The 25,928-nt window shown below is 58.0% G+C and carries 23 protein-coding genes and 2 pseudogenes; 14 read left to right on the top strand and 11 right to left on the bottom strand.

Annotated features, from left to right (window positions below):
- Window positions 1-36: 36 nt before the first annotated feature.
- A complete protein-coding gene (locus tag KCG87_RS07635; protein ID WP_210557221.1) occupies window positions 37-657 on the top strand; it encodes a hypothetical protein in 621 nt (206 codons plus the stop codon).
- A 143-nt stretch (window positions 658-800) separates the two neighbouring features.
- Here KCG87_RS07635 and KCG87_RS07630 read toward each other — a convergent pair whose 3' ends face one another.
- Complete coding sequence (locus KCG87_RS07630) at window positions 801-2,102, bottom strand: OprD family porin (protein ID WP_210557223.1); 1,302 nt, start codon at window positions 2,100-2,102, stop codon at window positions 801-803.
- A 374-nt stretch (window positions 2,103-2,476) separates the two neighbouring features.
- Here KCG87_RS07630 and KCG87_RS07625 point away from each other — a divergent pair, with 374 nt between their 5' ends.
- Genes KCG87_RS07625 through KCG87_RS07610 form a run of 4 tightly spaced genes read left to right on the top strand, consistent with a single transcriptional unit; the run spans window position 2,477 to window position 8,378 of the window.
- Window positions 2,477-4,549, top strand: a complete 2,073-nt coding sequence (locus KCG87_RS07625) for a type VI secretion system tip protein VgrG (RefSeq protein WP_210557226.1) — start codon at window positions 2,477-2,479, stop codon at window positions 4,547-4,549.
- Entirely contained in the window at window positions 4,546-5,397 is an 852-nt protein-coding gene (locus tag KCG87_RS07620) for a DUF4123 domain-containing protein (RefSeq protein ID WP_135295879.1), read from the top strand. Before KCG87_RS07625 ends, KCG87_RS07620 begins: the two co-directional genes overlap by 4 nt.
- Window positions 5,398-5,454: 57 nt before the next feature.
- On the top strand, window positions 5,455-6,243 hold the full coding sequence (locus KCG87_RS07615; RefSeq protein ID WP_210557228.1) for a hypothetical protein: 789 nt from the start codon (window positions 5,455-5,457) through the stop codon (window positions 6,241-6,243).
- 11 nt (window positions 6,244-6,254) lie between these two features.
- Window positions 6,255-8,378: a lipase family protein gene (locus KCG87_RS07610; RefSeq protein ID WP_210557230.1), complete on the top strand. Its 2,124-nt coding sequence runs from the start codon at window positions 6,255-6,257 to the stop codon at window positions 8,376-8,378.
- Between the two features lie 6 nt (window positions 8,379-8,384).
- Here KCG87_RS07610 and KCG87_RS27430 read toward each other — a convergent pair.
- Window positions 8,385-8,639, bottom strand: a pseudogene (locus tag KCG87_RS27430) (hypothetical protein); the annotation flags it as partial.
- A 150-nt stretch (window positions 8,640-8,789) separates the two neighbouring features.
- On the opposite strand from KCG87_RS27430, the gene KCG87_RS07605 reads away from it, so the two are divergent.
- Both KCG87_RS07605 and KCG87_RS07600 read left to right on the top strand, forming a co-directional pair.
- Window positions 8,790-9,059 carry a DUF2790 domain-containing protein gene (locus KCG87_RS07605; RefSeq protein ID WP_210557232.1) on the top strand — a complete coding sequence of 90 codons (270 nt, stop codon included), beginning with the start codon at window positions 8,790-8,792 and terminating at the stop codon, window positions 9,057-9,059.
- Window positions 9,060-9,149: 90 nt separating this feature from the next.
- Window positions 9,150-9,548 carry a hypothetical protein gene (locus KCG87_RS07600; RefSeq protein WP_134786482.1) on the top strand — a complete coding sequence of 133 codons (399 nt, stop codon included), beginning with the start codon at window positions 9,150-9,152 and terminating at the stop codon, window positions 9,546-9,548.
- Here KCG87_RS07600 and KCG87_RS07595 read toward each other — a convergent pair.
- Window positions 9,545-9,814 carry a DUF1652 domain-containing protein gene (locus KCG87_RS07595; RefSeq protein WP_007964586.1) on the bottom strand — a complete coding sequence of 90 codons (270 nt, stop codon included), beginning with the start codon at window positions 9,812-9,814 and terminating at the stop codon, window positions 9,545-9,547. The two genes, KCG87_RS07600 and KCG87_RS07595, sit on opposite strands and share 4 nt — an antisense overlap.
- Window positions 9,815-10,184: 370 nt before the next feature.
- On the opposite strand from KCG87_RS07595, the gene eco reads away from it, so the two are divergent.
- On the top strand, window positions 10,185-10,670 hold the full coding sequence (gene eco / locus KCG87_RS07590; protein WP_096796565.1) for a serine protease inhibitor ecotin: 486 nt from the start codon (window positions 10,185-10,187) through the stop codon (window positions 10,668-10,670).
- Window positions 10,671-10,691: 21 nt separating this feature from the next.
- A complete protein-coding gene (locus KCG87_RS07585; protein ID WP_003225174.1) occupies window positions 10,692-10,997 on the top strand; it encodes an NIPSNAP family protein in 306 nt (101 codons plus the stop codon).
- A 27-nt stretch (window positions 10,998-11,024) separates the two neighbouring features.
- Here the strand turns inward: KCG87_RS07585 and ilvA are convergent.
- Window positions 11,025-12,026, bottom strand: a pseudogene (gene ilvA / locus KCG87_RS07580) (threonine ammonia-lyase, biosynthetic); the annotation flags it as partial.
- Window positions 12,027-12,376: 350 nt separating this feature from the next.
- Here ilvA and KCG87_RS07575 point away from each other — a divergent pair.
- The gene (locus KCG87_RS07575) at window positions 12,377-12,712 is read left to right on the top strand and encodes a DUF2834 domain-containing protein (protein ID WP_210557236.1); all 336 of its coding nucleotides are present in this window, start codon (window positions 12,377-12,379) and stop codon (window positions 12,710-12,712) included.
- Window positions 12,713-12,859: 147 nt separating this feature from the next.
- On the opposite strand, the gene KCG87_RS07570 is transcribed toward KCG87_RS07575, so the two are convergent.
- Window positions 12,860-13,783, bottom strand: a complete 924-nt coding sequence (locus KCG87_RS07570) for a magnesium transporter CorA family protein (RefSeq protein WP_135295886.1) — start codon at window positions 13,781-13,783, stop codon at window positions 12,860-12,862.
- Between the two features lie 7 nt (window positions 13,784-13,790).
- Window positions 13,791-15,365 (bottom strand): RimK family protein, encoded by a 1,575-nt coding sequence (locus KCG87_RS07565; RefSeq protein ID WP_096796561.1) that lies wholly within the window; start codon window positions 15,363-15,365, stop codon window positions 13,791-13,793.
- A 92-nt stretch (window positions 15,366-15,457) separates the two neighbouring features.
- On the opposite strand from KCG87_RS07565, the gene rimI reads away from it, so the two are divergent.
- Window positions 15,458-16,567: a ribosomal protein S18-alanine N-acetyltransferase gene (gene rimI / locus KCG87_RS07560; protein WP_210557238.1), complete on the top strand. Its 1,110-nt coding sequence runs from the start codon at window positions 15,458-15,460 to the stop codon at window positions 16,565-16,567.
- 146 nt (window positions 16,568-16,713) lie between these two features.
- On the opposite strand, the gene KCG87_RS07555 is transcribed toward rimI, so the two are convergent.
- Both KCG87_RS07555 and KCG87_RS07550 read right to left on the bottom strand, forming a co-directional pair.
- Window positions 16,714-17,859, bottom strand: a complete 1,146-nt coding sequence (locus tag KCG87_RS07555) for a PQQ-dependent sugar dehydrogenase (RefSeq protein WP_210557240.1) — start codon at window positions 17,857-17,859, stop codon at window positions 16,714-16,716.
- A 52-nt stretch (window positions 17,860-17,911) separates the two neighbouring features.
- Window positions 17,912-18,253 (bottom strand): hypothetical protein, encoded by a 342-nt coding sequence (locus KCG87_RS07550; protein WP_098964134.1) that lies wholly within the window; start codon window positions 18,251-18,253, stop codon window positions 17,912-17,914.
- A 189-nt stretch (window positions 18,254-18,442) separates the two neighbouring features.
- On the opposite strand from KCG87_RS07550, the gene KCG87_RS07545 reads away from it, so the two are divergent.
- Window positions 18,443-19,315 (top strand): Ku protein, encoded by an 873-nt coding sequence (locus KCG87_RS07545; protein WP_027612716.1) that lies wholly within the window; start codon window positions 18,443-18,445, stop codon window positions 19,313-19,315.
- A gap of 145 nt (window positions 19,316-19,460) precedes the next feature.
- Here the strand turns inward: KCG87_RS07545 and lpxO are convergent, their stop codons facing one another.
- Complete coding sequence (lpxO, locus tag KCG87_RS07540; RefSeq protein ID WP_098968420.1) at window positions 19,461-20,360, bottom strand: lipid A hydroxylase LpxO; 900 nt, start codon at window positions 20,358-20,360, stop codon at window positions 19,461-19,463.
- A 390-nt stretch (window positions 20,361-20,750) separates the two neighbouring features.
- Between lpxO and KCG87_RS07535 the strand changes: the two genes are divergently transcribed.
- Window positions 20,751-22,337, top strand: a complete 1,587-nt coding sequence (locus KCG87_RS07535; RefSeq protein ID WP_027612713.1) for an ABC-F family ATPase — start codon at window positions 20,751-20,753, stop codon at window positions 22,335-22,337.
- 282 nt (window positions 22,338-22,619) lie between these two features.
- On the top strand, window positions 22,620-23,807 hold the full coding sequence (locus tag KCG87_RS07530; RefSeq protein WP_210557242.1) for an MFS transporter: 1,188 nt from the start codon (window positions 22,620-22,622) through the stop codon (window positions 23,805-23,807).
- A 123-nt stretch (window positions 23,808-23,930) separates the two neighbouring features.
- Here KCG87_RS07530 and KCG87_RS07525 read toward each other — a convergent pair whose 3' ends face one another.
- Entirely contained in the window at window positions 23,931-24,968 is a 1,038-nt protein-coding gene (locus KCG87_RS07525) for a dienelactone hydrolase (RefSeq protein ID WP_027612711.1), read from the bottom strand.
- A gap of 238 nt (window positions 24,969-25,206) precedes the next feature.
- Window positions 25,207-25,818 (bottom strand): FMN-dependent NADH-azoreductase, encoded by a 612-nt coding sequence (locus tag KCG87_RS07520; protein WP_064587669.1) that lies wholly within the window; start codon window positions 25,816-25,818, stop codon window positions 25,207-25,209.
- Window positions 25,819-25,928 lie beyond the last annotated feature (110 nt).

The following is a 25,928-nucleotide window of genomic DNA, read 5'->3' as shown; positions in this document are numbered from 1 at the left end:
GACTGTCGGCCTTTTTGCGCGCATGGGGATGACGGTTTGATGTCGGGGCGGACGGCGGGACTTTTGATACTGGCGGGATTACTCAGCGGCTGCGGCACCTCGCCGCCGCGTTCGCCGGAAGACATTTGCGCGATCTTCCGCGAGAAAAGCGACTGGTACGATGCGGCGCAAGTCACGCAAAAGCGTTGGGGCGTGCCGATCCAGGTGCCCTTCGCGATCATGTATCAGGAGTCCGGCTACCGCTACGACGCCAAGACCCCGCGCAAATACCTGTTGTGGGTGATTCCGTGGGGCCGGGTGACGACTGCCTCGGGCTATGCCCAGGCCAAGGATGAAGTCTGGTCCGACTACCAGAAAAGCACCGGCCGACACGGCGCCGACCGCGAAGACTTCGATGACGCCATCGACTTCGTCGGCTGGTACATGGACAAGACCACCTCGATCAACGGCGTGTACAAATACGACGCCTATAACCAGTACCTGAACTACCACGAAGGCTGGGGCGGCTTCCGCAACAAGACCTACGCCAGCAAGGCCTGGCTGATGCCGACTGCGCGCAAAGTGCAGACGCGTTCCGACGTGTATGCGCGGCAGTATGCCGGGTGCAAGGACGATCTGAATCGCGGCTTCTGGAGCCGGTTCTGGCATTGGTTGTAGGGGAGCCTGTGAGGACGCCTTCGCGAGCAAGCCCGCTCCCACAGGGGATCAGTGCCGAGCACAAAACTTGTGTTCACCCATGATCCAATGTGGGAGCGGGCTTGCTCGCGAAGGCGGTCATCCGGACACTGCAGCTCTCACAGTTACAACACCGAAAAGTTGTAACTCACAATCAACCGGGTCTCATCCACATCCCGGGCAAACTTTTCATAGTTGGTGCGGTAAGTCGCATTGCGCAGGCGCAGGCTGACATCCTTGAACGTGCCCGTCTGGATCACGTACTTCAGCTCGCTGTCGCGTTCCCACTCTTTGCCTTCCTGATCGCTGCCCGGGACCTTGATGTGATCACCGTTGACATAGCGGGTCAGGAAGCTCAGGCCGTTGATGCCGATGGCCTTGAAGTCATAGTCATAACGCAGCTGCCAGGAACGTTCCTGCGCGGCGGCGAAGTCGTTGACCTGCACGTAGTTGACCAGATACGGATTGCTGCCATCGAGGTACGGCATCGAATTGTCGCCGTTCATGCGCTGCCAGCCGGCGCTGAAAGTGTGGCCGCTGATGCCGTACGAGAGCATGCCGCTCAAGGCGCGGTTGTCGATGGAGCCGGCCTTGGCATCACCGCTGTCGGCGCTTTTCAGCAAACGCAGATCGGCCTTCAGCACACCGTCACCCAGCGGTTGGTTGCCGAGCAAGCCAATGAAGTGCTGGCGGTAGATGTCTTCCAGCTCGGCGTAGTGATATTGCGCGGTCAGGCGATCGTTGATCTTGTAGTCGATGCCGTACGTGTCGAAATGGTCGGCGGTGGTGTTACAGGCGTAGCGCTTGTTCTTACAGTGCACGCGGATGTCTTGCGAATCGGTGGAATCGCGCGCGGTGTACTTGTCCAGACGCGCGGCCATGAAGGTCAGATCCTTCACTTCCCTGGAGGTCAGCATGGCGCCGTTGAACATGGTCGGCAGCAAGCGGCCGTCGTTGTACTTGAGCAGCGGCAGATCCGGCAGCAGCGCGCCGTACTTCAACACCGTGTCCGAGACCTTGACCTTGGCGGTCAGGCCCATCTTCGCGTACTGGCCCTTCGAGCCGCGCGGGTTCTCGCCGCTCGACGGCAGCAAGCCGCTGTTGCTGCGATCAGGGCTGGAGTCGAGCTGAAAGCCGAGCATGCCCAGCGCATCGATGCCGAAGCCGACCGTGCCCTCGGTGTAACCCGATTGCAGATTGAGAATAAAGCCTTGCGCCGACTCTTCACGCTTGGAAGCGCCCTGGTCGCTGGAGGTGTGCCCATCACGGAAATCGCGGTTGAAATACACCGTGCGCGATTCGATTTTCGCCGTGGTGTCTTCGAGAAAACCGCTGGCCTGAACCTGCGCGGCAAAACCGGCGCACAGCACAACGGCTCCGAAGCCAAACGACTGGCGCGGGGTGATGAGAGGGAATGGGGGACGCATGAAAAACTCCAACAGTACAGCGTTTGCGCCTGGGCGCAGTTAGCCAGAAAAATAGCTCCCGTCCCGGGTCAAAAACAGCCGGGAAGAAGTGGACACGCAGGGGTGAAGAGCAATGATGGCAGAGGGCTTTGACGGGCTGAAGGCGACTTTAGTCTGAAACTGACTGGCGATTCTTCGGCCTGCGATGGGCTCAAACCAGGTGCTGGCCAGTGGCTCACGACTGCGAAATCCCCGGTTTCATTGGGTGAAAACGCCGGCATAGGGGTTTTCCCTATACCCCACGGGCCCCGTCCCTACGGCATTTGCGCCTTGAACGAGGCGGTCTAATCCTCCATCATCCGTCACCTGCTTATTCAATGGACGGAATTCAAGGCATGCTGGACGCCAACGCTACCCACATTACCCTTACCCTCGAAGGCGCCTCCGCCGACCTGCAAGTGCTGAGCTTCACTGGTCGCGAAGCCCTCAACGAGCCTTTCCGTTTCGACCTCGAACTGGTCAGCGCCCGCCCCGACCTCAAACTCGAAGAGCTGCTGCACAAGCCCGGCGTCCTGACCTTCGGCGCCACCGGCGAAGGCAAGATTCATGGCCTGGTGTACCGCATCGAGCAAGGCGATTCCGGCAAGACCCTGACCCGCTACAGCATCAGCCTGGTGCCGCAACTGGCCTATCTGCGGCACAACCATGACCAGCAGATTTTCCAGAACCTCACGGTGCCGAAAATCATCGCCCAGGTCCTCGAAGATCGCGGCATTCTGGCCGACGCTTACAGCTTCCAGCTCAACGCCGAGTACCCGCAGCGCGATTACTGCGTGCAGTACGACGAGTCCGACCTGCATTTCATCCAGCGCCTGTGCGAAGAGGAAGGCATTCACTTCCACTTCCAGCACAGCAGCAGCGGGCACAAACTGGTGTTCGGCGACGATCAGACGGTGTTCCGCAAACTCAAGGCCGTGAGCTACCAGCAAGACTCCGGCATGAGCGCCGACAAACCGGTGATCAAGCGCTTCAACCTGCGCCTGGAGACCCGCACCACCCGCGTCAGCCGCCGCGACTACGACTTCGAAAAACCGAAGATCCTGCCCGAAGGCGCGGTCAAATCCGAGTTCGCCCCGGATCTTGAGGACTACGATTACCCCGGCCGCTTCACCACCCGCGAGCGCGGCAAATTCCTCTCGACCCGCGCCCTCGAACGTCATCGCAGCGACTACAAACTCGCCGAAGGCAAAGGTGACGAACCGACCCTGACCAGCGGCCACTTCCTGACCTTGGCCGAACACCCGCGCGCTGAATGGAACGACTTGTGGCTGCTGCTGGAAGTCTTCCACGAAGGCAAACAACCGCAAGTGCTCGGTGAAAACGTCACCAGCGACGTCACCGACAACAAAAGCGATTTCCACCAGGGCTACCGCAACAGCTTCCTCGCCACCCCGTGGGACGCGCACTACCGCCCTGCCCTCGAACACCCGAAACCCAAAGTCCTCGGCAGCCAGACCGCGGTCGTCACCGGCCCGGCCGGTGAAGAAATCCACTGCGACCAGTACGGCCGCATCAAAGTCCAGTTCCACTGGGACCGCGACGGCCAGTCCGACGACAAAACCACCTGCTGGCTGCGCGTCGCCAGCGGCTGGGCCGGCGCCGCCTACGGCGGCATCGCCATCCCGCGCATCGGCATGGAAGTCCTCGTCACCTTCCTCGAAGGCGACCCCGACCAGCCACTCGTCACCGGCTGCCTGTACCACAAGGAAAACGTCGTCCCCTACGACCTGCCGGCGAACAAAACCCGCAGCACCTTCAAAACCCTCAGCTCCCCGGGCGGCAAGGGCTACAACGAGTTTCGCATTGAAGACAAAAAGGGTGCCGAGCAGATCTACATCCATGCGCAGCGCGATTGGGACGAGAACATCGAGCACGACCAGAAGATCCGCGTGGGCAATGAGCGGCATGACACGGTTGAGGCCAATGCCCTGAGCGAGTTCAAGGTTGAGGAACACCGGATTACCCATCTGGATCGCATCAGTGAAATGCGCGCGGATGACCACCTGACGGTGGGCGTGACGCAGCATTTGAAGGTCGGTACGGCGCAGTTTGTCGAGGCCGGGACGGAGATTCACTATCACGCGGGTGAGAAAGTAGTAATCGAGGGTGGCATGGAGCTGACCGCCAAGGCGGGCGGGAGTTTTGTGAAGGTGGATGCCGGTGGTGTGACCATCAGCGGGGCTGAGGTGAAGGTGAATACCGGTGGTGCGCCGGGTGTGGGGACCGGGATCGGGATTCTGGAACCTGTCATACCGTGGGCCGCAGCGAAAGACAAAGCAGGTGCCCTGCTCGTCCCGGCCGCCGCACAAATGGCCTTGGCCAAAGCCGCTCGCGCGGCCGGCGACATACGTTGCCCGATCTGCGAAGCCTGCCGCGAAGGCAAATGCGATCTGGGAGCCACAGCATGAGCGAAGTACTCAACAACTGGCTAGGCGAACAGTCCAGACTCAATCGCGTGCTGATTCTGGCACTGGACAGCCTCGCCGAACCCAATCCGGTCACCTCGTTGTACAGCGCCGGCGTCATGCAACGCTCGGTACAACTCTATCGCCGTACCGAATACGCGCAGTTCGCCGCCATCAGTCCATGGCTAACTGAACTGCAGAACCCGGGCAATGATGCTTTCCGCAAACTGCTCGATGAGCCACAGCGGAACTGGGGCTGGATCGGTAGCATGGACAAGGCTGATCTCGACAGTCTGACTCAGCACTGGATTGCCCGTATGGTCATCGACGAAGACGGCGGGCGCTCGCTGTTCCGTTTTCAAGACAACCGGGTTCTGGCCCGCTGCCTGGGCAACATGAAGGAAACCGAATGGCCGCTGCTGCTCGGGCCAATCAGCAGCGTGCTGTATTGGGACCAGGATCAGTGGAAAAGTGCAGATAACAGTAGGCCTGGGATGTATCCGGTGCCGAATCCGGCACCATGGCTGCAAGTACCCACCCCACCGGAAAGAACCCGCGAAATCTTGCGTGCCAACCTGAAGCGTTGGCTGCTGGTGAATCACGCCGAAACCGCCGCGAAACTTTCAGAAGCCCAGCCCATCCTCGAATGGCTTGAAGAGCAGATGGACCTGCTTGAAGGCTGGCGATGGAGTACTCCAGAGCAACGGGAGTTCATGTTGACCCTGCGCCTTGATCCCAAGAATGCCAAGGATATGGCTTGGCAACCCTTACCGGGGGAAACGCCGGAGGAGCATTTTGAGCGGTGCGAGCGCTTTTTCGCCCAATACAGCGATGACCTTGCACTGAATTGAATTCGAGATTGGGCGTCACCTGCTCGAAATGACCGCCACGAGACAAAGGACAATCAAATGCTTCATCGCAATACTTCCAATGGGTTTCGCAGCTTGCTGATTGGGCTGAGTGCGATTGGAGCAACTGGCTGTTCGGTTGCTCAGGAGGACAGTTTTACTTTGGTGACTGAGCTTCCGCCGGGGTTCGAGGTGAAGGGTGAAGCTATCTATACTCCTCGCACTGGAGAAACCTGCAAAGCCCCGCCAAAAAGTGGCAAGAATCATCCAGGGTCAAAAATTTTCAAACAGGAACCAAGTGAAAAAGCTCAGACAGCGCATTTTACGATCCCACTTTCAAGCTCGGGAGACGGCTGTCCTTTGGTTTTGAAGCGTTTTGATTACGAAGTAGATGCGAAATACGGTGCTGCCAGACTTAACTTAGGGCGAGATTACACCAGCATTGCGTTTGAAGACGCCAAAGCAAATAGCCAGCCCTCCCCCTCACATCTCTCATTAAAAAGAGAATGCGAGTGGTTGTTCCGCACAATCGGATCAAATCGATACATAACAAAAATATTGAAATGCAAAGCCATAGAAACTTCGCAACCCGAAAAAGACTCTGCCACCAGTTCTATTTCACGAGCTCAATTGGCTGGAAAAACGCTTACTGTAGAATTCTCCCTTTCCAAAGAGGAGCGCCCCTACATGGGCGATACGTGGATTAAATTTCCAGAGGGATGGAAGCGTTGCATGGGCGAAAATCTTGATGATCAATACGGATTTTGTCGCGGCAACACAAAAGACTTCAAGTCTTTTAAAATGCCTGACGGTCGCGAGTGCACTGTGTACCCAAACTGTACTGAATAAGGATATTTTTTATGGCATCACAAAAAACTTGCGACCCCATGTTAAGCGGAAAGTCGGAAGCATGCCCATTGCGTGGCGACTGGATCAGCTTTCAACTGGTTGATGAAAATGGCGACGGCAAGCCGTACGCTGGCCTTGGTTACGTCTTGAGCGATAGCGCTCATCAACAATATGTCGGCGTACTGGATGCAAATGGCTCGGCCAAGGTCATGAACCACTATCAAGGACCTGTTGTACTCACTGTTGACAGCCCTTACAAAGGTACGGATAACCTCTACAGTGCTCTATCTCAACGGAGTAGCTATCCTCTTCCAATTACTGAGCTCCAGGTACGAGCAGAGAAAACGCGCTTTGTAAAAAAGGATGGTACACGCGTTGAAAATAACCCTGCAAAGAATAACGCTCAGCAATTTTTTCACGTCGAAGTTAAAGACCTTGTAAGCAAATCCGCTCACTTGCCCCCTTACTCAACCAGAAAGTACCCACCAAATTTCAGCCTGCTTAAAATCATGGGCGACTTGGGATTTAGCCCAGAGGAGTCAGAGCTTCGCGGAGTTGCATTATTACCTAACAAGCATGCCGTGCTTGAGGTCAGACCATTACGTGCTTTTCGGCCAATACTTTCGAAAGACAACAAGTTCAGCGCATTGAATCTTTATCAATTGTCTTTATTTGCTGCCTTAAGCTATTGCAATTTCGGTCAATCACCAGCTGAAAACCCCAAAGATACGGTTAGCTTTCCTCTTGACCCTAGTGTCGGGAATATGTTTGCTGAAGGGATGGCTAGCTACAAGGAGCCATGGAAAGTTAACGCAGAACAGGCAAAAGCTTACTACCCTTTATATGAAGATGTTCCTTATTCGAAACGATTCGAGATTCTGCCTTTCGACCCGGCACTTTATGATCAGAACAAACCTGACTTAAATGAAAAACAAGAGCACCCTGCAAAACTGCACTTCTTTGACGACAGCAATGAAGGAACCAACACTCAAGCCTTCATAACTCATCATGACGAAATCATATTGATTGCCGTCCGGGGCACATTGGAACTTGTCGACTTCATACGTGATACCGATGCTGAGCAGATTCCCTTTGCAGCGGGTGTCGGCAAGTCTCACCAAGGCTTTTACGAGGCTTACGAAGCATTGAGTAAACTTGTCGAGATTTATCTCGGCCAATTTCACACTGGGCAAAAGATAATTATCTGCGGGCACAGCTTGGGGGGAGCAATCGCCACACTCCTTGCTGAGTCCTTGAGACGGCACCCAAATGGTTATGACATTTTGCTTTATACCTACGGCTCGCCAAGAGCCGGCGATGCCGAGTTCGTGGAGGGTGCAGCAGCTTTGGCGCATCACCGCATGGTCAACGACAACGACCCAATCCCGAGTGTTCCCGCGCCTTGGATGAACACTAGAAAAAGCGTCTGGATACCTGGACTGGTACTCAGCTTCATTACAGCGCCTCTAGGTGCTCTTATTTTCGCTCTGGGGTTGACGCGAATCGGAGGAGCACCTTATGAGCACCAAGGGGAGTTGCGCCATTTCATGCCGGTGCATTTCAAGGGGCGCGAACAATCTGCTGTGCTCTGGAACCCCGGATGCGAATCCATCGAAGAAGCCGCCTGTACACGAGCGTTGAAAAAGTTCGGCGACTTACCTGATCGTGCCATGTTTATCCAGCAACTGTTCCAGATGTCTGACCACTACATGGTCCCATCCTATATTCCAAATGCGTGGGCGACACTTCGCCGATGGCAGCAAACTCAAGATGCCGGTCGTACAGTAGTGACCAAGACTGAATACGATCAGATCTACTATCAGTTGCAGGAAATGCAGGAACGCTTGAAGGCCAAGGAGGCTGAGCTAAATCATTCTTTTCAGCCTGATCGCCGAACTGTTCTACAGCAAATCAATTCGCTCCGAGCTGAGATGGGGCGCATCGATACGTCAAGACAACGACTGCACACCCTCAGCTTCCAAAAAATCACGCCTGAAGATATCTATGGCTCAGCGACTCAAGGGCCAGAACATGACATCAATATCGAACGCTGGCTGGCGAAGAAAGAGAACAATGTAGAGGTTCAGCTGGCCATGATTCCTCAGGCGGGCAGCGCTCAGTTGAGAACCGCGTGATTTCTCTTGCTGCACAACCTGCGACAAATCATTGCCATCCTGCGCCAGCGATACAGCCCGTGCTTAATGCGTGAAACGTCCTGAACATCGCTGTGCCTGAAGCACACGGAATGCAGGGTTTCAAGCAGATCGCTGCGCGCGCGGATGTGCTGGATGGCGGGGATGCCGGGGGTTGGCTTCGGTATTGATGACCATCGGCGCGCTGTCGGTGACAACCGCTGTTGATTTGCTCGATTCAGCCAGGTCATCCCTCTCTTCCAGACAGCCGGCGTTCAGCGAGGTTAACCATCGCTTAACGCCGCAGTCCAAGACTGTACTGAACCGCACACTTCAGCCCCTGGCTGACGCCGAGTGCGGCAGGTTCGGCCGTATGGCGCCGAACGCTCATTCCGTCGCACGGGAGTCTGATTCATGAACATTCGCACGCTATTGCTCACCTCCGCCCTCACCTGCAGCGCATCCGCCGGGCTGGCTCAGGCCAATGACACCAACGCTGCTACCCAGCCCGTTCCCTATCAGTACGGCATGCCGTTGCATGTGAACAAAGTGATTTCCCTGACCGAGCCACAGACTCAGCAGTGCAAGGTCATCACCGCTGACATGAAGTACATCGACAATGCGGGCAAGCCGGCGGAAATCACCTACCGGAAAATGTCTGACGCCTGCAGCTTCCAGAACTGACAGAAGGCTCTGATTTGCGGCTTTGCGGTAGGCGGTGAAGGGTTCGCGGGTTATGCTCGGGGTCACTTCTCACTGCCGCAAGGACTCGCCATGCAGTTGTCGTTTCGCACGTTGTCGATCATCACGTCTTTGTTGTGTTTCGTGCTCGCGCTGGCTTGGGGCTTTTTCCCGCAGGTGTTGCTGGCGATCTGGAGCATTGAGTATTCGTTCGCTGCCGGTTTTGTAGCGCGGCGCAGTGCGGTGCTGTTTGCGGCGTTGGGGGTGATGTTTTATCTGGTGCGCAGCGCGCCGCCGTCGCTGGGGCGCAATGCCCTGAGTAACGGGTTTATCGTCGGTTGTTTTGGTCTGGCGGTACTGGGTTTTGGCGAATGGCTGAACGGCCACGCCGGCCCCGGGATTCTGCTCGCGGTGCTGGTCGAGTTCGCGCTGGGCCTAGGCTTTGTGCAGGCCCGGCGCGTGACGGTCGAACTGGGTGAAACGGTGAGTTAAAGCGCTCTGGAGCGAGGACTGTAATGCTGTGGCGTGGTTTGTTGCGCCAGATCCGAACGCAGGCCGGCAATCAGTTCGTTGATCTCGCGACAGCCATTGAGATGGCTGGCGTCGATACCGCTGACGTGCAGATCAACCTGGTCAGTCTGGTGGTCACCGAAGACCTTGACGGTCATCGACAGGTCTGGCGACAGCGTGCACTGGCAGCGTTTAGGCAGAAAACTGCTTTCAATGATATTGCGTAGTTCCAAGGCAGACAGAAACATGGTGAACCTCTCCTTATTGATGAAACTGCCAATCAACTCTTCACGTTGACCGCTTTTGCTGCCCCTGCACGGGTGTGTCCCCGCTGATTCCCTGGTGCGGCAAACGGTTGTACTGCGAAATGCCCATTGGAGTGTAGGCGCCCGAAGCCGGTGCGCTGCACCAAAGCGACGCATAAAACGTGCCTTTCATCGGGTCATTTCGACCCTCATGAAATCAAGCACTTGGCGCGCTGGCCAGCAGTTGGCCAGTTGCAAAATGCAAGATCGACCCTCCTGAGCACTGCAATTTGCAAGTCGACGCCGGTTTGCATTCATCGCTGATGATAGTGAGAATGCCCGACATCCACCCTACACCCGCCAGGAGGCTTTCATGGGTTCTTTACGCGCTCGCGCGACAATCGGTCTGCTCGTTGCCGGCCTGTCTACCCTCGCCCACGCGGCCAAACTCGAAGACGTCGCGCCGTATCCCAAGGCGGAAAACGGCTTCACCCGCCAAGTCATCTACCTGCCCAAACAGGATCAGGAGGAGAACTTCCAGGTTGAAGTGCTCGCCGGCAAAACCCTGGAAGTCGACTGCAATCGCCAGCGCCTGGGCGGCGCTCTGGACGAGAAAAACCTCGAAGGCTGGGGCTATCCGTTCTACCGCCTGGAAAAAGTCATTGGCCCGATGAGCACGCTGATGGCCTGCCCACCCGGCACCGCGAAGAAACGCGCCTTTGTCCCGGTTGTCGGTGACGGCTTCATGCTGCGCTACAACAGCAAGCTGCCACTGGTGATCTACGCCCCGAAAGATGTCGAGGTGCGCTATCGCATCTGGTCTGCTTCGGACAAGGTCGGCACTGCCATCGCGGAATGACCTGAACAGGGAGCGCCAATCTTGATTACTTGCCATGTGCGATACGTGATCGATCCGTACCAACTGACCGAATTCGAGGCCTACGCCAAGGCCTGGCTGGGCATCGTCGAGCGCTTGGGCGGCACGCATCACGGCTATTTCCTGCCCTCCGAGGGCGCGAGCAACATCGCTTATTGCCTGTTCAGCTTTCCTTCGCTGGCCGATTACGAAAGCTACCGGCACATCGCGCTGACCGACCCGGAAAGCACGGCGCTGGTGGAATCACTGGTGCAGAAGAAATTCATCGTCAGCTACGAGCGCAGTTTCCTGCGCCCACTGCTGCCCTGAGTGTTATCACGCCGGGACGCCGCCGCACACCGCGGCGCGCTCGGCGACATGGCGCAGGCTGTCGAAGTTTATATTCGCGCCGGAGTCGATCGCGACGAAGGTCTGCCCGCGAACACCGGTGCGTCCCACGTATTGCTTGATGCCGGCCACCGCCAATGCCCCGGAAGGCTCGGTGATCGAGCGGGTATCGTCGTAGATATTCTTGATCGCCGCGCACAGCTCGTCATTGCTGACGGTGACCACCTCGTCCACGCAAAACCTGCACACCTCAAAACCATAAGCGCCGATCTGCGCCACCGCCACGCCATCGGCGAACGTTCCGACACTGGGCAACACAACGCGCGCATCCGCTTGCAGCGCCGCCTTCAGGCAGGCCGAATGCTCCGATTCGACACCGATGATCCGTACCTCCGGTCGCAGGTATTTGACGTAAGCCGCGATGCCGGCGATCAGCCCGCCCCCGCCCACCGGAACGAAGATCGCATCCAGCGGCCCCTGATGCTGACGGAGGATTTCCATGGCAACCGTGCCTTGGCCGGCGATCACGTCCGGGTCGTCGAATGGAGAGACAAAGGTGCGCCCGGTCTGCTCGGCGAGTTGCAGCGCATGGGCCAGGGCAAACGGAAAACTCTCGCCGTGCAGCAGCGCCTCGGCACCCCGACTTCGTACCCCAAGCACCTTGAGTTCGGGGGTGGTCGAGGGCATGACGATGGTCGCCGCGATCCCCAGCTCCCGCGCTGCCAGAGCCACGCCTTGGGCATGATTGCCCGCCGAAGCGGTGATCACCCCGCGTGCTTTCTGCGCATCGCTCAATTGCACCAGCTTGTTGTAGGCGCCACGGATCTTGAAGGAGAACGTCGGTTGCAGGTCTTCGCGCTTGAGCAGGATCCGGTTGCCCAGCGCCTCGGACAGCGCAGGCGCCGCTTGCAACGGCGTGCGCACAGCAATGTCGTAGACCGGCGCGGCGAGGATCCTTTTCACGTACTGCTCAAGCAGGGCTTGCTGGTCGGGGCTGTATTTCATCGTCATCTCCGGGCGCTCTGTGTAGGAGCTGCCGGAGGCTGCAATCTTTTGACTTTGTATTTCTCAAATCCAAAGCAAGATCAAAAGATCGCAGCCTTCGGCAGCTCCTACAGGGAGCCATCGTTGTTAAAACCCTGGAGACAGAAAATGAAAACCCGCCTCTAGGGCGGGTTGGGTGCTGCAGTCGTGAGCTAGCCCGCCAAATGAGGAATGGCGGTAATAATGCTTGGCTGGCAGCGCAATACGGTGGAAGTCATGGGCCTGAAATTAGCCCGGCGGCGGCCGGCGAGTCAATGGCTTATTTGCGGATGCCAAGGTAGGCTGGCGATTCTGCTCATTACCCAAGGAAGGAATGCATGATGTCTGTCGCCCTGCCCCTCACTGCGTTGATTGCGTTTACTGGCTACACCGTATCGGTGATGCTCCAGGCCGAACAGTCGTTGATCGACTTCGGTATCAGCCTGATGTCGCGTCCGGATACAGCGCAGGTGGTGATTGATCTGTATCTGCTGGCGACGCTGGCCGGGGTATGGATGGTCAAGGATGCCCGCTCGCGAGGAATGTCGATCTGGTCGGTGGTGCCATATCTGTTGCTGACGGCAGTGTTTGTGTCGATCGGGCCGTTGTTGTATCTGGTGGTGCGTGGGGTTCGGGAGCGCCGGAAAGTGATTGTGCCAGATCCAGCGGGCTGATCCTGAGCCTCCGGTGCTGCTGAAATAGCTTTCGCGAGCAAGCCCGCTCCCACAAGGGATTTGTATCAGGCACAGATCCCCTGCCAACCCGCAATCCACTGTGGGAGCGGGCTTGCTCGCGAAGGTGTCAGCTCAGGCACCGATCAATCACTGGGCCAGCCGCCGCAGCCCCAACAACATCCCCCCCGCCCCCAACAACATCACCAGCAGAAACAACGGGTAAGAAATCCACCACGGCGTGCCTGCCGTCATCATGCTGAACTCGGACATCCCGCCAATGCTCGCAATCAGGTTCAACGGCAGAAACACCACGTTGATCAACGTCAACTTGCGCAGCAGGTTGTTCATGCTGTTATTCATCAAGTTGCCGCGCGCATCGATCAGCCCCGAGAACACCGTGGAGTAGATCTCCGCCTGCTTGTAGCACTGGTTATTCTCGATGATCAGGTCGTCGATCAGCCCGATCGCTTCACTGCCGAAATGCTGTTTTTCCGCGTGATTGCGCAGCCGCGTCAGCACCGCGCCGTTGCTGTGCAGAGCATTTATGTAATAGATCAGGCTTTCGCTGAGGTTGAACATCTGCACCAGATGCTGGTTCTGCATCGAGGCGTTGAATTTCTGTTGAAGCTCGCGGGCCACCAGTTTGATCACCTTCAGATGGCCGAGGTAGTGATGGATGTTGTTGAACAGCAAATCGAGCAGCACATCCAGCGGTGCATTGAGCGGCTGGCGCGTGCCGATGCCGTGCAGCGGCGTGTCGTCGGTGGCGATCACCAGCAGTTGCCCGGGCGCAAACAGCAGGCCGCAGGACGACACCTCAAACGCCAGGCTGCCACCGCCGGAATAGTTTTCCGGACGTTTCCAGATCAGGAACAAATGATCCGGGTGAAACTCGATTCGCGAAACCTCGTCCGGGTCCAGCGCCGAGGCCAACGCGTGTTCGTCGACCTTGTAGTGGCTGTGCAGCAAATCGCGCTCGGCCGCATCGGGATTGCTGAACAGCATCACCTCGGCGTCCAGCCGCTCGACCCGCTGCAGCGCGCCATGACTCAATGCGAAACTGCTGATCATCGGCGCTTCACCAGGCCTGGCCGCGACGCTTGAGCTCCAGCCGTCGCACGAACTCCTCCAGCACCAGTGAATACAGATCGTCCTGCAAGTAGGCGTCTTCAATGCCGGCGTCGAGGTTCGGGTTATCGTTGACCTCGATTACTACCACTTTGTCGCCGGCCTGTTTCAGGTCCACGCCGTAGAGGCCATCGCCGATCAGGTTGGCGGTCTTGACCGCCAGTTCCACCACCGCTCGCGGCGCCTCGTGCACGGCCAGGGTGCGACACTCGCCGTTGATGTCCTGGCCCTTGGCTTTGTGGTTGTAGATTTGCCAGTGTCCCTTGGACATGAAGTATTGGCAGGCGAAGATCGGTTTGCGGTTGAGCACGCCGATGCGCCAGTCGTACTCGGTGTAGAAAAACTCCTGAGCCAGCAGCAACACTGAGTGCTCGAACAGTTCGGCGGTGGCTTCGAGCAACGCCTGCTGGCTTTCGACCTTGATCACTCCGCGAGAAAAACAGCCGTCGGGGATCTTCAGCACCAGCGGAAAACCGAGGCGTTCGCCGACCCGCTCGAAGTCTTCCGGTCGTTCCTTGTAGAGAATTTCGGTGGCGGGCATGCCCAGTTGGTGGCTGTTGAGCAGGTCGGTCAGGTACACCTTGTTGGTGCAGCGCAGGATCGACGTCGGATCATCCATGACCACCAGCCCTTCGCTTTCGGCTTTTTTTGCAAAGCGATAGGTGTGGTTGTCGACGCTGGTGGTCTCGCGGATCAGCAAGCCGTCGTACTCGGCGATCCGCGCATAATCCCTGCGCTCGATCAGTTCGACGTCGATGCCCATGCGTTTGCCGACCCGCACGAAGTTTTCCAGCGCCTTGGCGTTGGATGGCGGCAAGGCTTCCTGCGGATCGTGCAGGATCGCCAGGTCGTAACGCGCCACTTGTGGCGAGCGTGGCGCCCGCCAGACTTTACGGCTGAAGCCGTCCAGCGCATTGGCGAACTGATCTTCTTGGTCATCACGCAACTTATGCAGAGCGCCGGACTTTATGCCTTCGATGTGCCAACCGTTAGTTCGACGAAACTCAACTAACAGGATCGGACAAGGAAACACTTCGAATAACTGTCGAGCCAGATCCTGCAGCGGCTCGATATGCGTCTTGCCGAAGTAAAGAGTCAAGGTGAAACCTTCGGTATCGCTGTAAAGGTGATGACTGAGGGCCTTTTCCAGGGTTTTATCGAGATCGTCCAGTGCCAGACCGTAAAGTGATTTTTTCGTCAGCTCGCTGATGGTACGTACCGATGGAATCACCTTGTGGCCGCGGGCTTCAGCCAGCAGCGAGCAGTAGTAACCGTGGCCCAGGTACTTGTAGCTGCGGCACAGATTGATCACCTGCACCCGCTTGCCCGGCTCGCTGTCACGGGTTTGCTCGAGGTATTCCTGAGCCGTGACGATGTCCTCGCTGGGAAAGTAGGAGGCCCAGTCTTCCTTGCGTTCGACGATAATCAACACTTGACTGGAAGTTCTGATGGCTGGATTTAAAAAAGTTGCCGCCGGCAAACTTTGCTCGGATACTTCGCGCCAATGACCCTGTACCGCTGACATAGAGATTGATCCGTTGGAGAACAAGACCATTTCTATTAAGCACGAAGTTTTTCGAAAGTCCCGTTTCGTTACGCAACTTTTACGGTGGTCATATGAGTGCTGTTTTTCGTTTGGCGGTAGTTGAAGATCTGCCAGCGTTGCTGGCCCTGGAAATGCAATGTTTCACCACCGACCGGCTCACCAGCCGCAGCTTTCAGTGGATGATCACCCGCGCCCACGCGCAGCTAATGGTCGCCGAGATCGACGGTCGATTGCTCGGCTACGCACTGGTGCTGTTTCATCGCGGCACCTCGCTGGCGCGCCTGTACTCGATCGCCATTGCCGGGGAAGCTCGCGGCAGCGGATTGGGCAAACAGTTGCTGCAACGTATCGAGGCCTGCGCCGTCGAGCATGACTGCGCATACCTGCGCCTGGAAGTGCGTATCGACAACCCCACCGCCATCGCGCTTTACGAGCGCAACGGCTACCGACGCTTTGCGTTGATTCACGATTACTACGAAGACCACGCCGATGCGTTGCGTCTGGAAAAGCGCATTGTTCAGCACCGTGATTCGCGCAACATCAAGGTGCCCTATTACCCGCAAACCACTGAGTTCACCTGTGGCCCGGCTTGCCTGCTGATGGCCATGGGCGCGCTGCAACCTGAGCGCTTGCTGGAGCGGCGTGAGGAATTGCAGATCTGGCGTGAAGCGACCACGGTGTTCATGACCTCCGGCCATGGTGGCTGCAGCCCCCAGGGCTTGGCACTGGCGGCCTGGCGACGGGGTTTTAAGGTGCGTTTGCAGCTGAGTATGGCCGGGCCATTGTTCCTCGATGGCGTGCGCGATGAGCATAAAAAAGACGTCATGCGCCTGGTGCACGAGGAGTTCACTGCGCAAATGCACGAAACCGACATCGATCGGCAGATTGGCACCCACCTGGATTTGCCGAAGTTGTTACAGGCTGGCGGACAGCCTCTGGTGCTGATCAGCAGCTATCGCCTGACCCGCTCCAAATCACCGCATTGGGTGGTGGTCACCGATTGCGATGAAGACTTTGTGTATCTGCACGATCCGGATGTCGATCACAGCCAGCATCGTCAGCCGATGGACTGCCAGCATGTGCCGGTCAGCCATGGCGAGTTTGAGAAGATGAGCCGGTTTGGGCGTGGCAAATTGCGGGCAGCGGTAGTTTTGTATCCCCGGAATGAAATCTCTGGCTGACCCGTTGTAGTGAGGGGATTTAGCGAAACGTCGCACCGCCCCGATGGCGCGCGAAGCGGGCCCTCCTGAATTTTTAAGGGCCTGCTGCACAGGCCATCGGGGATAAATCCCCTCACTACAATTGAGACTGAGTGTCTGAAGTGAAGTTATTTCAGACCGATTTTGTACAACGAACCATCCTGTTCATCCGTCAGCACATACAGATAGCCATCCGGCCCCTGCCGTACATCACGAATCCGCTGCTTAAGCTCACCCAGCAGCCGTTCCTCGTGCACCACCTTGTCCCCGTCAAACTGCAAACGAATCAGCTCCTGACTGACCAGCGCGCCGATAAACAGATTCTGCTGCCAAGGCTTGAAGCGGTCAGCGTCATAGAACGCCATCCCGCTGACACCGGGGGACTTCTCCCAGACATGGTGCGGATCAACCGCACCCTCGACACTCTTGCCCTTGGCTTCCGGGATCGGTTGCAGCGAATAGTTGATGCCGTGGGTCGCCAGCGGCCAACCGTAGTTCTTGCCGCGCTCAATGATGTTCACCTCATCGCCGCCACGGGGGCCGTGTTCGTTTTCCCAGATAGTGCCATTCCACGGATTGAGCGCCGCGCCCTGCGGGTTGCGCTGGCCGTACGACCAGATTTCCGGACGCACACCGGATTGGCCCACGAACGGGTTGTCATCCGGCACCTTGCCGTCGGGGAAGATCCGCACGACCTTGCCCTGCAGCTTGTCGAGATCCTGCGCGGTCGGTCGGTCGTTGTTTTCGCCCAGGGTGATGAACAGATAACCGTCGCGGTCGAACACCAGTCGTGAGCCGAAGTGGTTGCCGGTCGAGAGTTTCGGCTCCTGACGGAAGATCACCTTGAAATCGCTGATCGTCTTCAGGTCATCCGACAGCCGCCCACGCCCCACCGCCGTACCGGCCTTGTCCCCGGCACCACCGCCCTCGGCGTAGGACAGATAGACCAGTCGATCCTGTTTGAAGTCCGGCGACAGCACCACGTCGAGCAAACCGCCCTGGCCCTTGGCCCAGACCTTCGGCACGCCACTGATGGGCTCGGAACGCTTGCCGTCGGCTGTAATCAGCCGCAGGGTTCCCGGGCGCTCGGTCACCAGCATGCCCTGACGATCTGGCAGAAACGCCAGCGCCCAAGGGTGCTGAAGGCCTTGGGTGACCGTGGTGACTTCAAGGGTGCCCTGCTCGCTTTGCAACTCTTGTGGAGCAGCGGCGAAAGCTGGAGCGCTGATCAGCGCGCTGGCGCACAGCGTGGCTAGAAGGGTTTTACGCAACATGCACGATTCCTTTTGTTCATTTCAAAGGCTGACAGGGACGCAGTCCCGCCGTTCAACGGTTGCTGTCTCCATCGCGTGGCGGTGGGTTGGGGATGAATCTGGGCGGCGTACTCGGCACCGAGCGTTGCTGCTGACCATTGCCAATCCCGCCGTTACCAACGGTGGGCGTACTGGGCGTCGGCACGGTATTCGGCCCGCGAATCGCCGGCGCGCTGGGCTGCGTGCCCTGCATGCTGTTGGGATTGGCCCGGCGGATCGGGCTGTTGTAGGGATTGTTGTTGGTGCCGGTGGGACTTTGCGCCAGCAATAGCGGCGCGGACGGTGCCGCGACGTCGGCATGCGCCAGACCGGCCCCAAGGAGCAGAACGATAATGCCTGGCAGTAGTCGTTTCATGGGGTGGCCTCGCGGTGCACAGGTGATAGAGCCTTCGAGTCCACGCTACGCCCCGGGTTCGGATTTGTTAACCCGTTGCCCTTAAACAAGATGTAACACGGCTTGACCGGCAACGCCACGCGCCACGCAAATGCCGGAAACTTTCGCACTGCGCCACAGGTCACCTGATCATCACTTGGAGAACTCACCATGGCTCGGGCAATCTGGAAAGGCGCGATCAGTTTCGGACTGGTACACATCCCTGTCGCGCTGGTGTCGGCAACCTCTTCGCACGGCGTGGACTTTGACTGGCTCGACAGCCGCAGCATGGATCCGGTGGGTTATAAACGGGTAAACAAGGTCACCGGCAAGGAAGTCACCAAGGAGCACATCGTCAAAGGTGTGGCCTATGAAAAAGGTCGCTACGTAGTGCTCAGCGAGGAAGAGATCCGCTCGGCGCACCCGGTGTCGACACAGACCATCGACATTTTCTCCTTCGTCGATGCCGAGCAGATCCCGCTGCAAAACATCGATACGCCTTATTACCTGGCCCCGGACAAACGCGGCGGCAAGGTCTACGCGTTGCTGCGTGAAACATTGAGCAAAACCAACAAGGTCGCCCTCGCCCGTGTCGTCCTGCACACTCGGCAATATCTGGCGGCACTGATGCCACTGGAATCGGCATTGGTGCTGGTCAAACTGCGCTGGCCGCAGGAAGTCCGCGGCCTTGATGAGCTGGAGCTGGGCAGCGAAGTGACCAAACCGCAACTGGCCAAGGGCGAGTTGGACATGGCTAAACGTCTGGTGCAGGACATGAGCGGCGACTGGAGCCCGGAGGACTACAAGGACGAGTTTGAAGACAAGATCATGGCCCTGGTCGAGAAAAAGGCTCATGAAGGCAAGATCGAGGATGTCGAGACCGTGGGTGGCGAGGAGGAGCGCAAATCTGCGGATGTTATCGACTTGACCGAGTTGCTTAAACGCAGCCTGGGCGGTAAAGCGCCGGCCAAAGCGAAGGCAAAAGAAAAGCCTGCCAGTAAGGCAGCCCCGGCGAGAAAGACCAAAAAGGCCTCGGGGGAGTAATCAGATGCGGTTCCTGTCAGGAAGCTGACAGGTTGGCTTTGAGAGACTCATCGCTCCCACAGTTGAAATGCGTTCTTTCCTGAACTCACATTCCACTGTAGGAGCCAGCCTGCTGGCGATGGCATAAACAGGCGCGATACACCGGTCAGATCAAAATGAAGATCGCCAGCAAACCGCCAAAGATCGCCCATTTTTCCATGTAGTAGCGCGCGCGATTACGCTTTTTCAGCTCTTTACCACGCAGGCGAACCTTGTAGATTTTGGTAAACAGGCGATTGATCCCACCGGTACGGTCGCCCGCATCGTTCGGTGCACCCGCCGCGGACATCACGGTACGGCTGAACCAGCTGTTGAACGCCGCCGCCCAGCGATATTTCATCGGGCGCTCGATGTCGCAGAACAGGATGATGCGGTTCTTGTCGGTGGTGTTTTCGGCGTAGTGGATGTAAGTCTCATCAAACATCACCGCTTCACCGTCGCGCCAGTGGTAGCTCTCGCCGTCGACATTGATGTAGCAACCGGCATCATTCGGCGTATCGAGACCAAGGTGGTAGCGGTACGAACCGGCATACGGGTCACGGTGGCGAACCAGTTTCGACCCAGGTGGCAGCTCGGCGAACATCGCCGCCTTGATCGAACCGATGCTCTGCACCAACTCAGTGGTGCGCGGGCACAGCTTCATCGCCGACGGATGGCTCTCGCCGTACCATTTCAAGTAGAAACGCTTCCATCCACTTTTGAAGAACGAATTGAAACCGACGTCATCGTACTGATTCGAGCGCTTGATCTCACCGGCGCGCAGCAGGTTCTGCCCTTCCTGGCGAATTTCTTCCCAATGCGCCTGCAACGGGCTCAGGTCCGGAAACTCGGACGGATCGAGATACGGTTTGTTCGGCTTCTTCGAAAACAGGTAAAGGAAGCAGTTGATCGGGGCCAGAAACGTCGAGTGATCGCTCAGTTGACGGCCCAGTTTGTGACGCACACGTCCACGAAGGTGAACGTATGCAATCGAAATGACATAAATAGCGGCAATGATGAGTTTCACGGAAATCGTCACACGTCAAAAGTGAACAAACTGCGCGCCTGCCGGCCAGAGGCCCAGGGTCTGATGCAGTGGCATGAATACAAATACTATCCCGGTGGCACTTCCTTGAGCCCATGCCGTTAACGGCTATTGGGTAATCGGATGGCATTTTAGCCATACTTTGTAACCAATAGTGAACCTGATCTGTGAAAAACTGTCCGCTGAATCTGCCAAACAGCAGGCGCGACGTCATCGCCCTATCGTTTAAAGAGCCAGACCAGTACAATCGCCGCCAAACTTTACGCGCCCCCCTTGGTTGATGACGGGACTGTCCCGCTTCAGCGCACTTTGACTCGGGCCAAGCGCTCCAGCCGCACCCTCGCTACTCAGAATGCTTCGCAGGAAAAACCTTTGATTTCTACAGCTAACATCACGATGCAGTTCGGCGCCAAGCCGCTCTTCGAAAACGTTTCGGTCAAATTCGGCGCGGGTAACCGCTACGGCCTGATCGGCGCCAACGGTTGCGGCAAGTCGACCTTCATGAAAATCCTCGGCGGCGACCTCGATCCGTCCGGCGGTCAGGTCATGCTCGAGCCGAACGTGCGTCTGGGTAAATTGCGCCAGGACCAGTTCGCCTACGAAGAATTCACCGTGATCGATACTGTGATCATGGGTCACGAAGAGCTGTGGAAGGTCAAGGCCGAGCGCGATCGCATCTACTCGCTGGCGGAAATGAGCGAAGAAGACGGCATGGCCGTGGCCGAGCTGGAAACCGAGTTCGCCGAGATGGACGGCTACACCGCAGAATCCCGCGCCGGTGAACTGCTGCTGGGTCTGGGTATTCCGCTGGAACAGCATTTCGGCCCGATGAGCGAAGTCTCGCCAGGCTGGAAACTGCGCGTATTGCTGGCGCAGGCGCTGTTCTCCGATCCGGAAGTGCTGTTGCTCGACGAACCGACCAACCACCTGGACATCAACACCATTCGCTGGCTGGAAAACGTTCTGACCCAGCGTAACAGCCTGATGATCATCATCTCTCACGACCGACACTTCCTGAACAGCGTGTGCACGCACATGGCTGACCTGGATTACGGCGAGCTGCGCCTGTTCCCGGGCAACTACGACGAGTACATGACCGTGGCGACCCAGTCCCGCGAGCAACTGCTGTCGGACAACGCCAAGAAGAAAGCGCAGATTTCCGAGCTGCAATCGTTCGTCAGCCGCTTCTCGGCCAACGCCTCGAAAGCCAAACAGGCGACTTCCCGCGCCAAGGCGATCGACAAGATCCAGCTGGCTGAGGTCAAGCCGTCCAGCCGCGTCAGCCCGTTCATACGCTTCGAGCAGAACAAAAAGCTGCACCGTCAGGCGGTCATGGTCGAAAAAATGGCCAAAGGCTTCGACGGCAAGCCACTGTTCAAAGACTTCAGCTTCCAGGTTGAAGCCGGCGAGCGCGTAGCGATCATCGGCCCGAACGGTATCGGCAAAACCACCCTGCTGCGTACCCTGGTCAACGAACTGACCCCGGATGCCGGTAGCGTCAAGTGGACCGACGCCGCGGAACTGGGCTACTACGCTCAGGACCATGCGCACGACTTCGAAGACGACGTGACGCTGTTCGACTGGATGGGTCAGTGGACTCAGGGCGAGCAGATGATTCGCGGCACTCTGGGCCGCATGCTGTTCTCCAACGACGAGATCCTCAAGTCGGTCAAAGTGATTTCCGGTGGTGAGCAAGGTCGCATGCTGTTCGGCAAGCTGATCCTGCAAAAGCCGAACGTGCTGATCATGGACGAACCGACCAACCACTTGGACATGGAATCGATCGAGGCGCTGAACCTGGCGCTGGAAAACTACCCGGGCACGCTGATCTTTGTCAGCCACGACCGTGAGTTCGTATCGTCCCTGGCGACGCGCATCATCGAGCTGAGCGCCAACGGCGTGACTGACTTCAGCGGCACTTACGATGACTACCTGCGTAGTCAGGGTGTGGTGTTCTAAGAGCAGCTTCGAGCCTCCAGCTTCAAGCTTCAAGCGAAAGCCCTGTCGGTGTGACAGGGCTTTTTGCATTTCGGAGCCAATATTTATGCGGGCACCAACACCATCGCGAGCAGGCTCACTCCTACATTTGAAATGCGCCCCCTCCTGTAGGAGTGAGCCTGCTCGCGATGAGGGCACCAGCAACAATCGGAATAGCCGGGAAAAATAGTTAGCCTGCTTCCTTTTATTTCAACGCCAAGCCATGATGCCCACTCTCCCACCGCCGCCCGCGAACGAGTCCACATGTCTGCGCAGCAACCGCCTCCGCAAAGCTCCCTGGCGATCACCCTGCAGATCGTCTCCATCGTGTTCTACACCTTTGTCGCCTTCCTGTGCATCGGCCTGCCGATCGCGGTGCTGCCCGGTTATGTGCATGAGCAGCTGGGTTTCAGCGCCATTATTGCCGGGCTGGTCATCGGCTCGCAGTATCTGGCCACCCTGCTCAGTCGGCCGATGGCCGGACGCATGTCGGATACGCTGGGTACCAAACGGGCGATTGTTTTTGGCTTGTCGGGGATTGTGCTCAGCGGGCTGCTGACGCTGATCTCGACGCTGTTGCAGGACTTCCCGATGCCGAGCCTGATCATTCTGATCATCGGTCGACTGCTGCTCGGCGTCGCACAGGGCCTGATCGGCGTCGGTACCATCAGTTGGTGCATGGGCCAGGTCGGCGTCGAACACACGGCGAGGTCGATCGGCTGGAACGGTATTGCCTCCTATGGCGCAATAGCGATTGGCGCACCGCTGGGCGTGGTCATGGTCGCCGACTACGGCTTTGCCAGCCTGGGCATCGCTCTGTCGATATTGGCCGCCGGGGCCTTGGTGTTGATCCGCAATAAACCTTCGGTGCCGGTGGTGCGCGGCGAACGGCTGCCTTTTTGGGCGGTGTTCGGGCGGATTGCACCGTATGGGGCCAGTTTGACTCTGGCGTCGATCGGTTACGGCACGCTGACCACCTTCATCACCCTTTATTACCTCAACCGTGGCTGGAGCGGCGCGGCGTATTGCCTGACGGTATTCGGTGTATGTTTCATCCTGTCGCGGCTGCTGTTCATTTCGGCGATCAGCCGCTTTGGCGGTTTCAATTCGGCGATCGCCTGCATGAGCATCGAGACCGTCGGCCTGGTGTTGCTATGGCTGGCGCCCTCTACCGCGTTCGCCCTGATCGGCGCGGGACTGGCGGGATTTGGCTTGTCGCTGGTGTATCCGGCGCTGGGGGTCGAGGCGATCAAGCAGGTGCCCAGCTCCAGCCGTGGCTCGGGGTTGGGGGCTTATGCGGTGTTCTTTGATCTGGCGCTGGCGATTGCCGGGCCGTTGATGGGCGCAGTGGCGTTGAATCTGGGGTATGCGTGGATTTTTTTCAGTGCGGCGCTGTTGTCAGTGATCGGGCTGGGGTTGACCTTGGTACTCAAGCACCACTCGACATCCTGAAATTACGTACAAATCACTGTGGGAGCGGGCTTGCTCGCGAAGGCGGTGGGTCAGTCAAAATATAGAGTGACTGATCTATCGCATTCGCGAGCAAGCCCGCTCTCACAGGGGAGATTGAGTCGTTTATTGATCCGCGGTCTGCATCCCCGCCCGGCTCGGCTTGCCCAGCGTGCGCGAGAAGAACTGCCCGGCCTCGGAGATCAGGTTGCGGTGAATGTCTTCGCGATCCACGCCGTCGGCGTCGGTGCACAACGCCGGCATGGCGCGGATCTGCTCTTCGTTGCACGGCGCCATGAATACGAAGTGCCCTGCCCCGGCCAGTAATTTGAAGTCCGGTGCGGTTGGCAGTTTGCGCGCCAGAGCCGCGGCGTTTTTGTCGAAGGCCACCAGTTTGTCGCCATCGCCGCTGTACAGCAGCACCGGCACATGCACATCCGCCAGGGTGCTACGGCCGAATTTCAGGCTCAGCGGCGCCATCAGCAGCAAGGCATGCACGCGCGAATCGGCCACTGGCTGCAAATCGTCGCGATCGACGATCAGCTCACCCTGGGTGTTGCAGGCATCATGGTCGTCAGGGCGTTCCTGGCAGTAGCGGCGCAGGCGATCCAGATCCGGCTGCGCGCCGGAGAGAATCAACGCGGTTTCGCCACCGGCCGAATAACCAATGACCCCGACCTGATCAGCGTTGACGAACGGCGAGAGCATCGGGTCGCCGAGGGTCGCGGTGATCGCTTCGGAAATCTGGATCGGCCGCCCATACAGATTGCTCAGGGTGCCGAGGCGGCTGTGGTCTTTGGAGTTGTCGCCGGGATGAATCACCGCGACCACCACAAAGCCCTTGCGTGCCAGCGAGGTGGCGAGGTCATGCAGTGCCAGCGGCGTGCCGGTGTTGCCGTGGGACAGCATCAGCATCGGAAAACGACCGATCGCGACCTTGGTGTCAGCGCCGGCCTCGACGGTGTAACCCTCAAGCAGGCTGCTGTGTTCGCGGTCGCTGGAAGGATAGAAGGCGATGGCGCGCATCGGTTGCAGATCCAGCGGATCGAGGAATGTCATTTCGTGGTAACCGACACTCCAGACAGGGTGTCGCCCGGGCGCGGCATGCACTGAACCGAGGCTGCCGAGCAGGCAAATCAGTAACGTTGCACAAAGACGCATCATGGGATGGCCCACCCTGTGTTACTCAATCGAAAGATCCTTTGTGTTCCGACACGCCCGAAACCCGGTGGTTCGGTAATCCGGCGCGGCGTTGCACTCAGACGTTGATCGTTTGACTGCATAACCCGGGCCAGATTATGCAACAGTCAGAAACAAAAAACTCCGCATCTGGCCCTTGCAGAACCAGAATACAGAGTTTTTTGAGGGGCTACCTGAACGGCAGCTGGTCTTTACGCAATGCTTACGCGGCGGCGAACAACTGCTCGCTGATCTTCGCCTGAGCAGCGCTCATCGCGTTGTTGCGCACTTCTTCACCGTAGGCCAGACCTTCGGCACGGACGATTTCGATGTCGGTGATGCCGAGGAAGCCCAGTACCAGCTTCAGATATTCCTCGTGAGCGATGCCGCTCGCCTGACCGGCATGGATGCCGCCGGAGGTAGAGACGATCACCACTTTCTTGCCACCGCACAGGCCTTCAGGACCGGCTTCGGTGTAACGGAAAGTCTGGCCGGCAACGGCGACGCGGTCGATCCAGGCCTTGAGCTGGGTCGGCACGGTGAAGTTGTACATCGGCGCGGCAATGACGATGGCGTCGGCAGCGATGAATTCGGCCAGGGTCGAGGCGCTCAGTTCGGCTTCGTGCTGTTGTGCGGCGTCGCGCAGCTCAGCAGTGGTACCGGCAGCCACCAGGGTAGTCGACGAGAAATGGCTGATGGCGTCGGCGGCCAGGTCGCGGTAGGTGACCACGGCGGTTGGCTCGGCGGCTTGCCAGGCTTTGACGACTTGGCTGCTCAACTGACGGGAAGCGGAGTTGTCGCCCAGAATGCTCGAATCGATGTGCAGCAGTTTCATGTGGAATCTCCTGTAAAGAATCGCCGGCGGCGACGGAATGGAGACAATCCTACGGAAGAAACCAATAGCTGATTAGCCGCCGACAATGCGATAGTTCGTCCCACTGATAG

Origin of the sequence: Pseudomonas sp. MWU347, from assembly GCF_017947305.1 — a bacterium.
GTDB lineage: Bacteria > Pseudomonadota > Gammaproteobacteria > Pseudomonadales > Pseudomonadaceae > Aquipseudomonas > Aquipseudomonas putida_A.
This window is presented reverse-complemented; position numbering and strand designations above follow the sequence as displayed.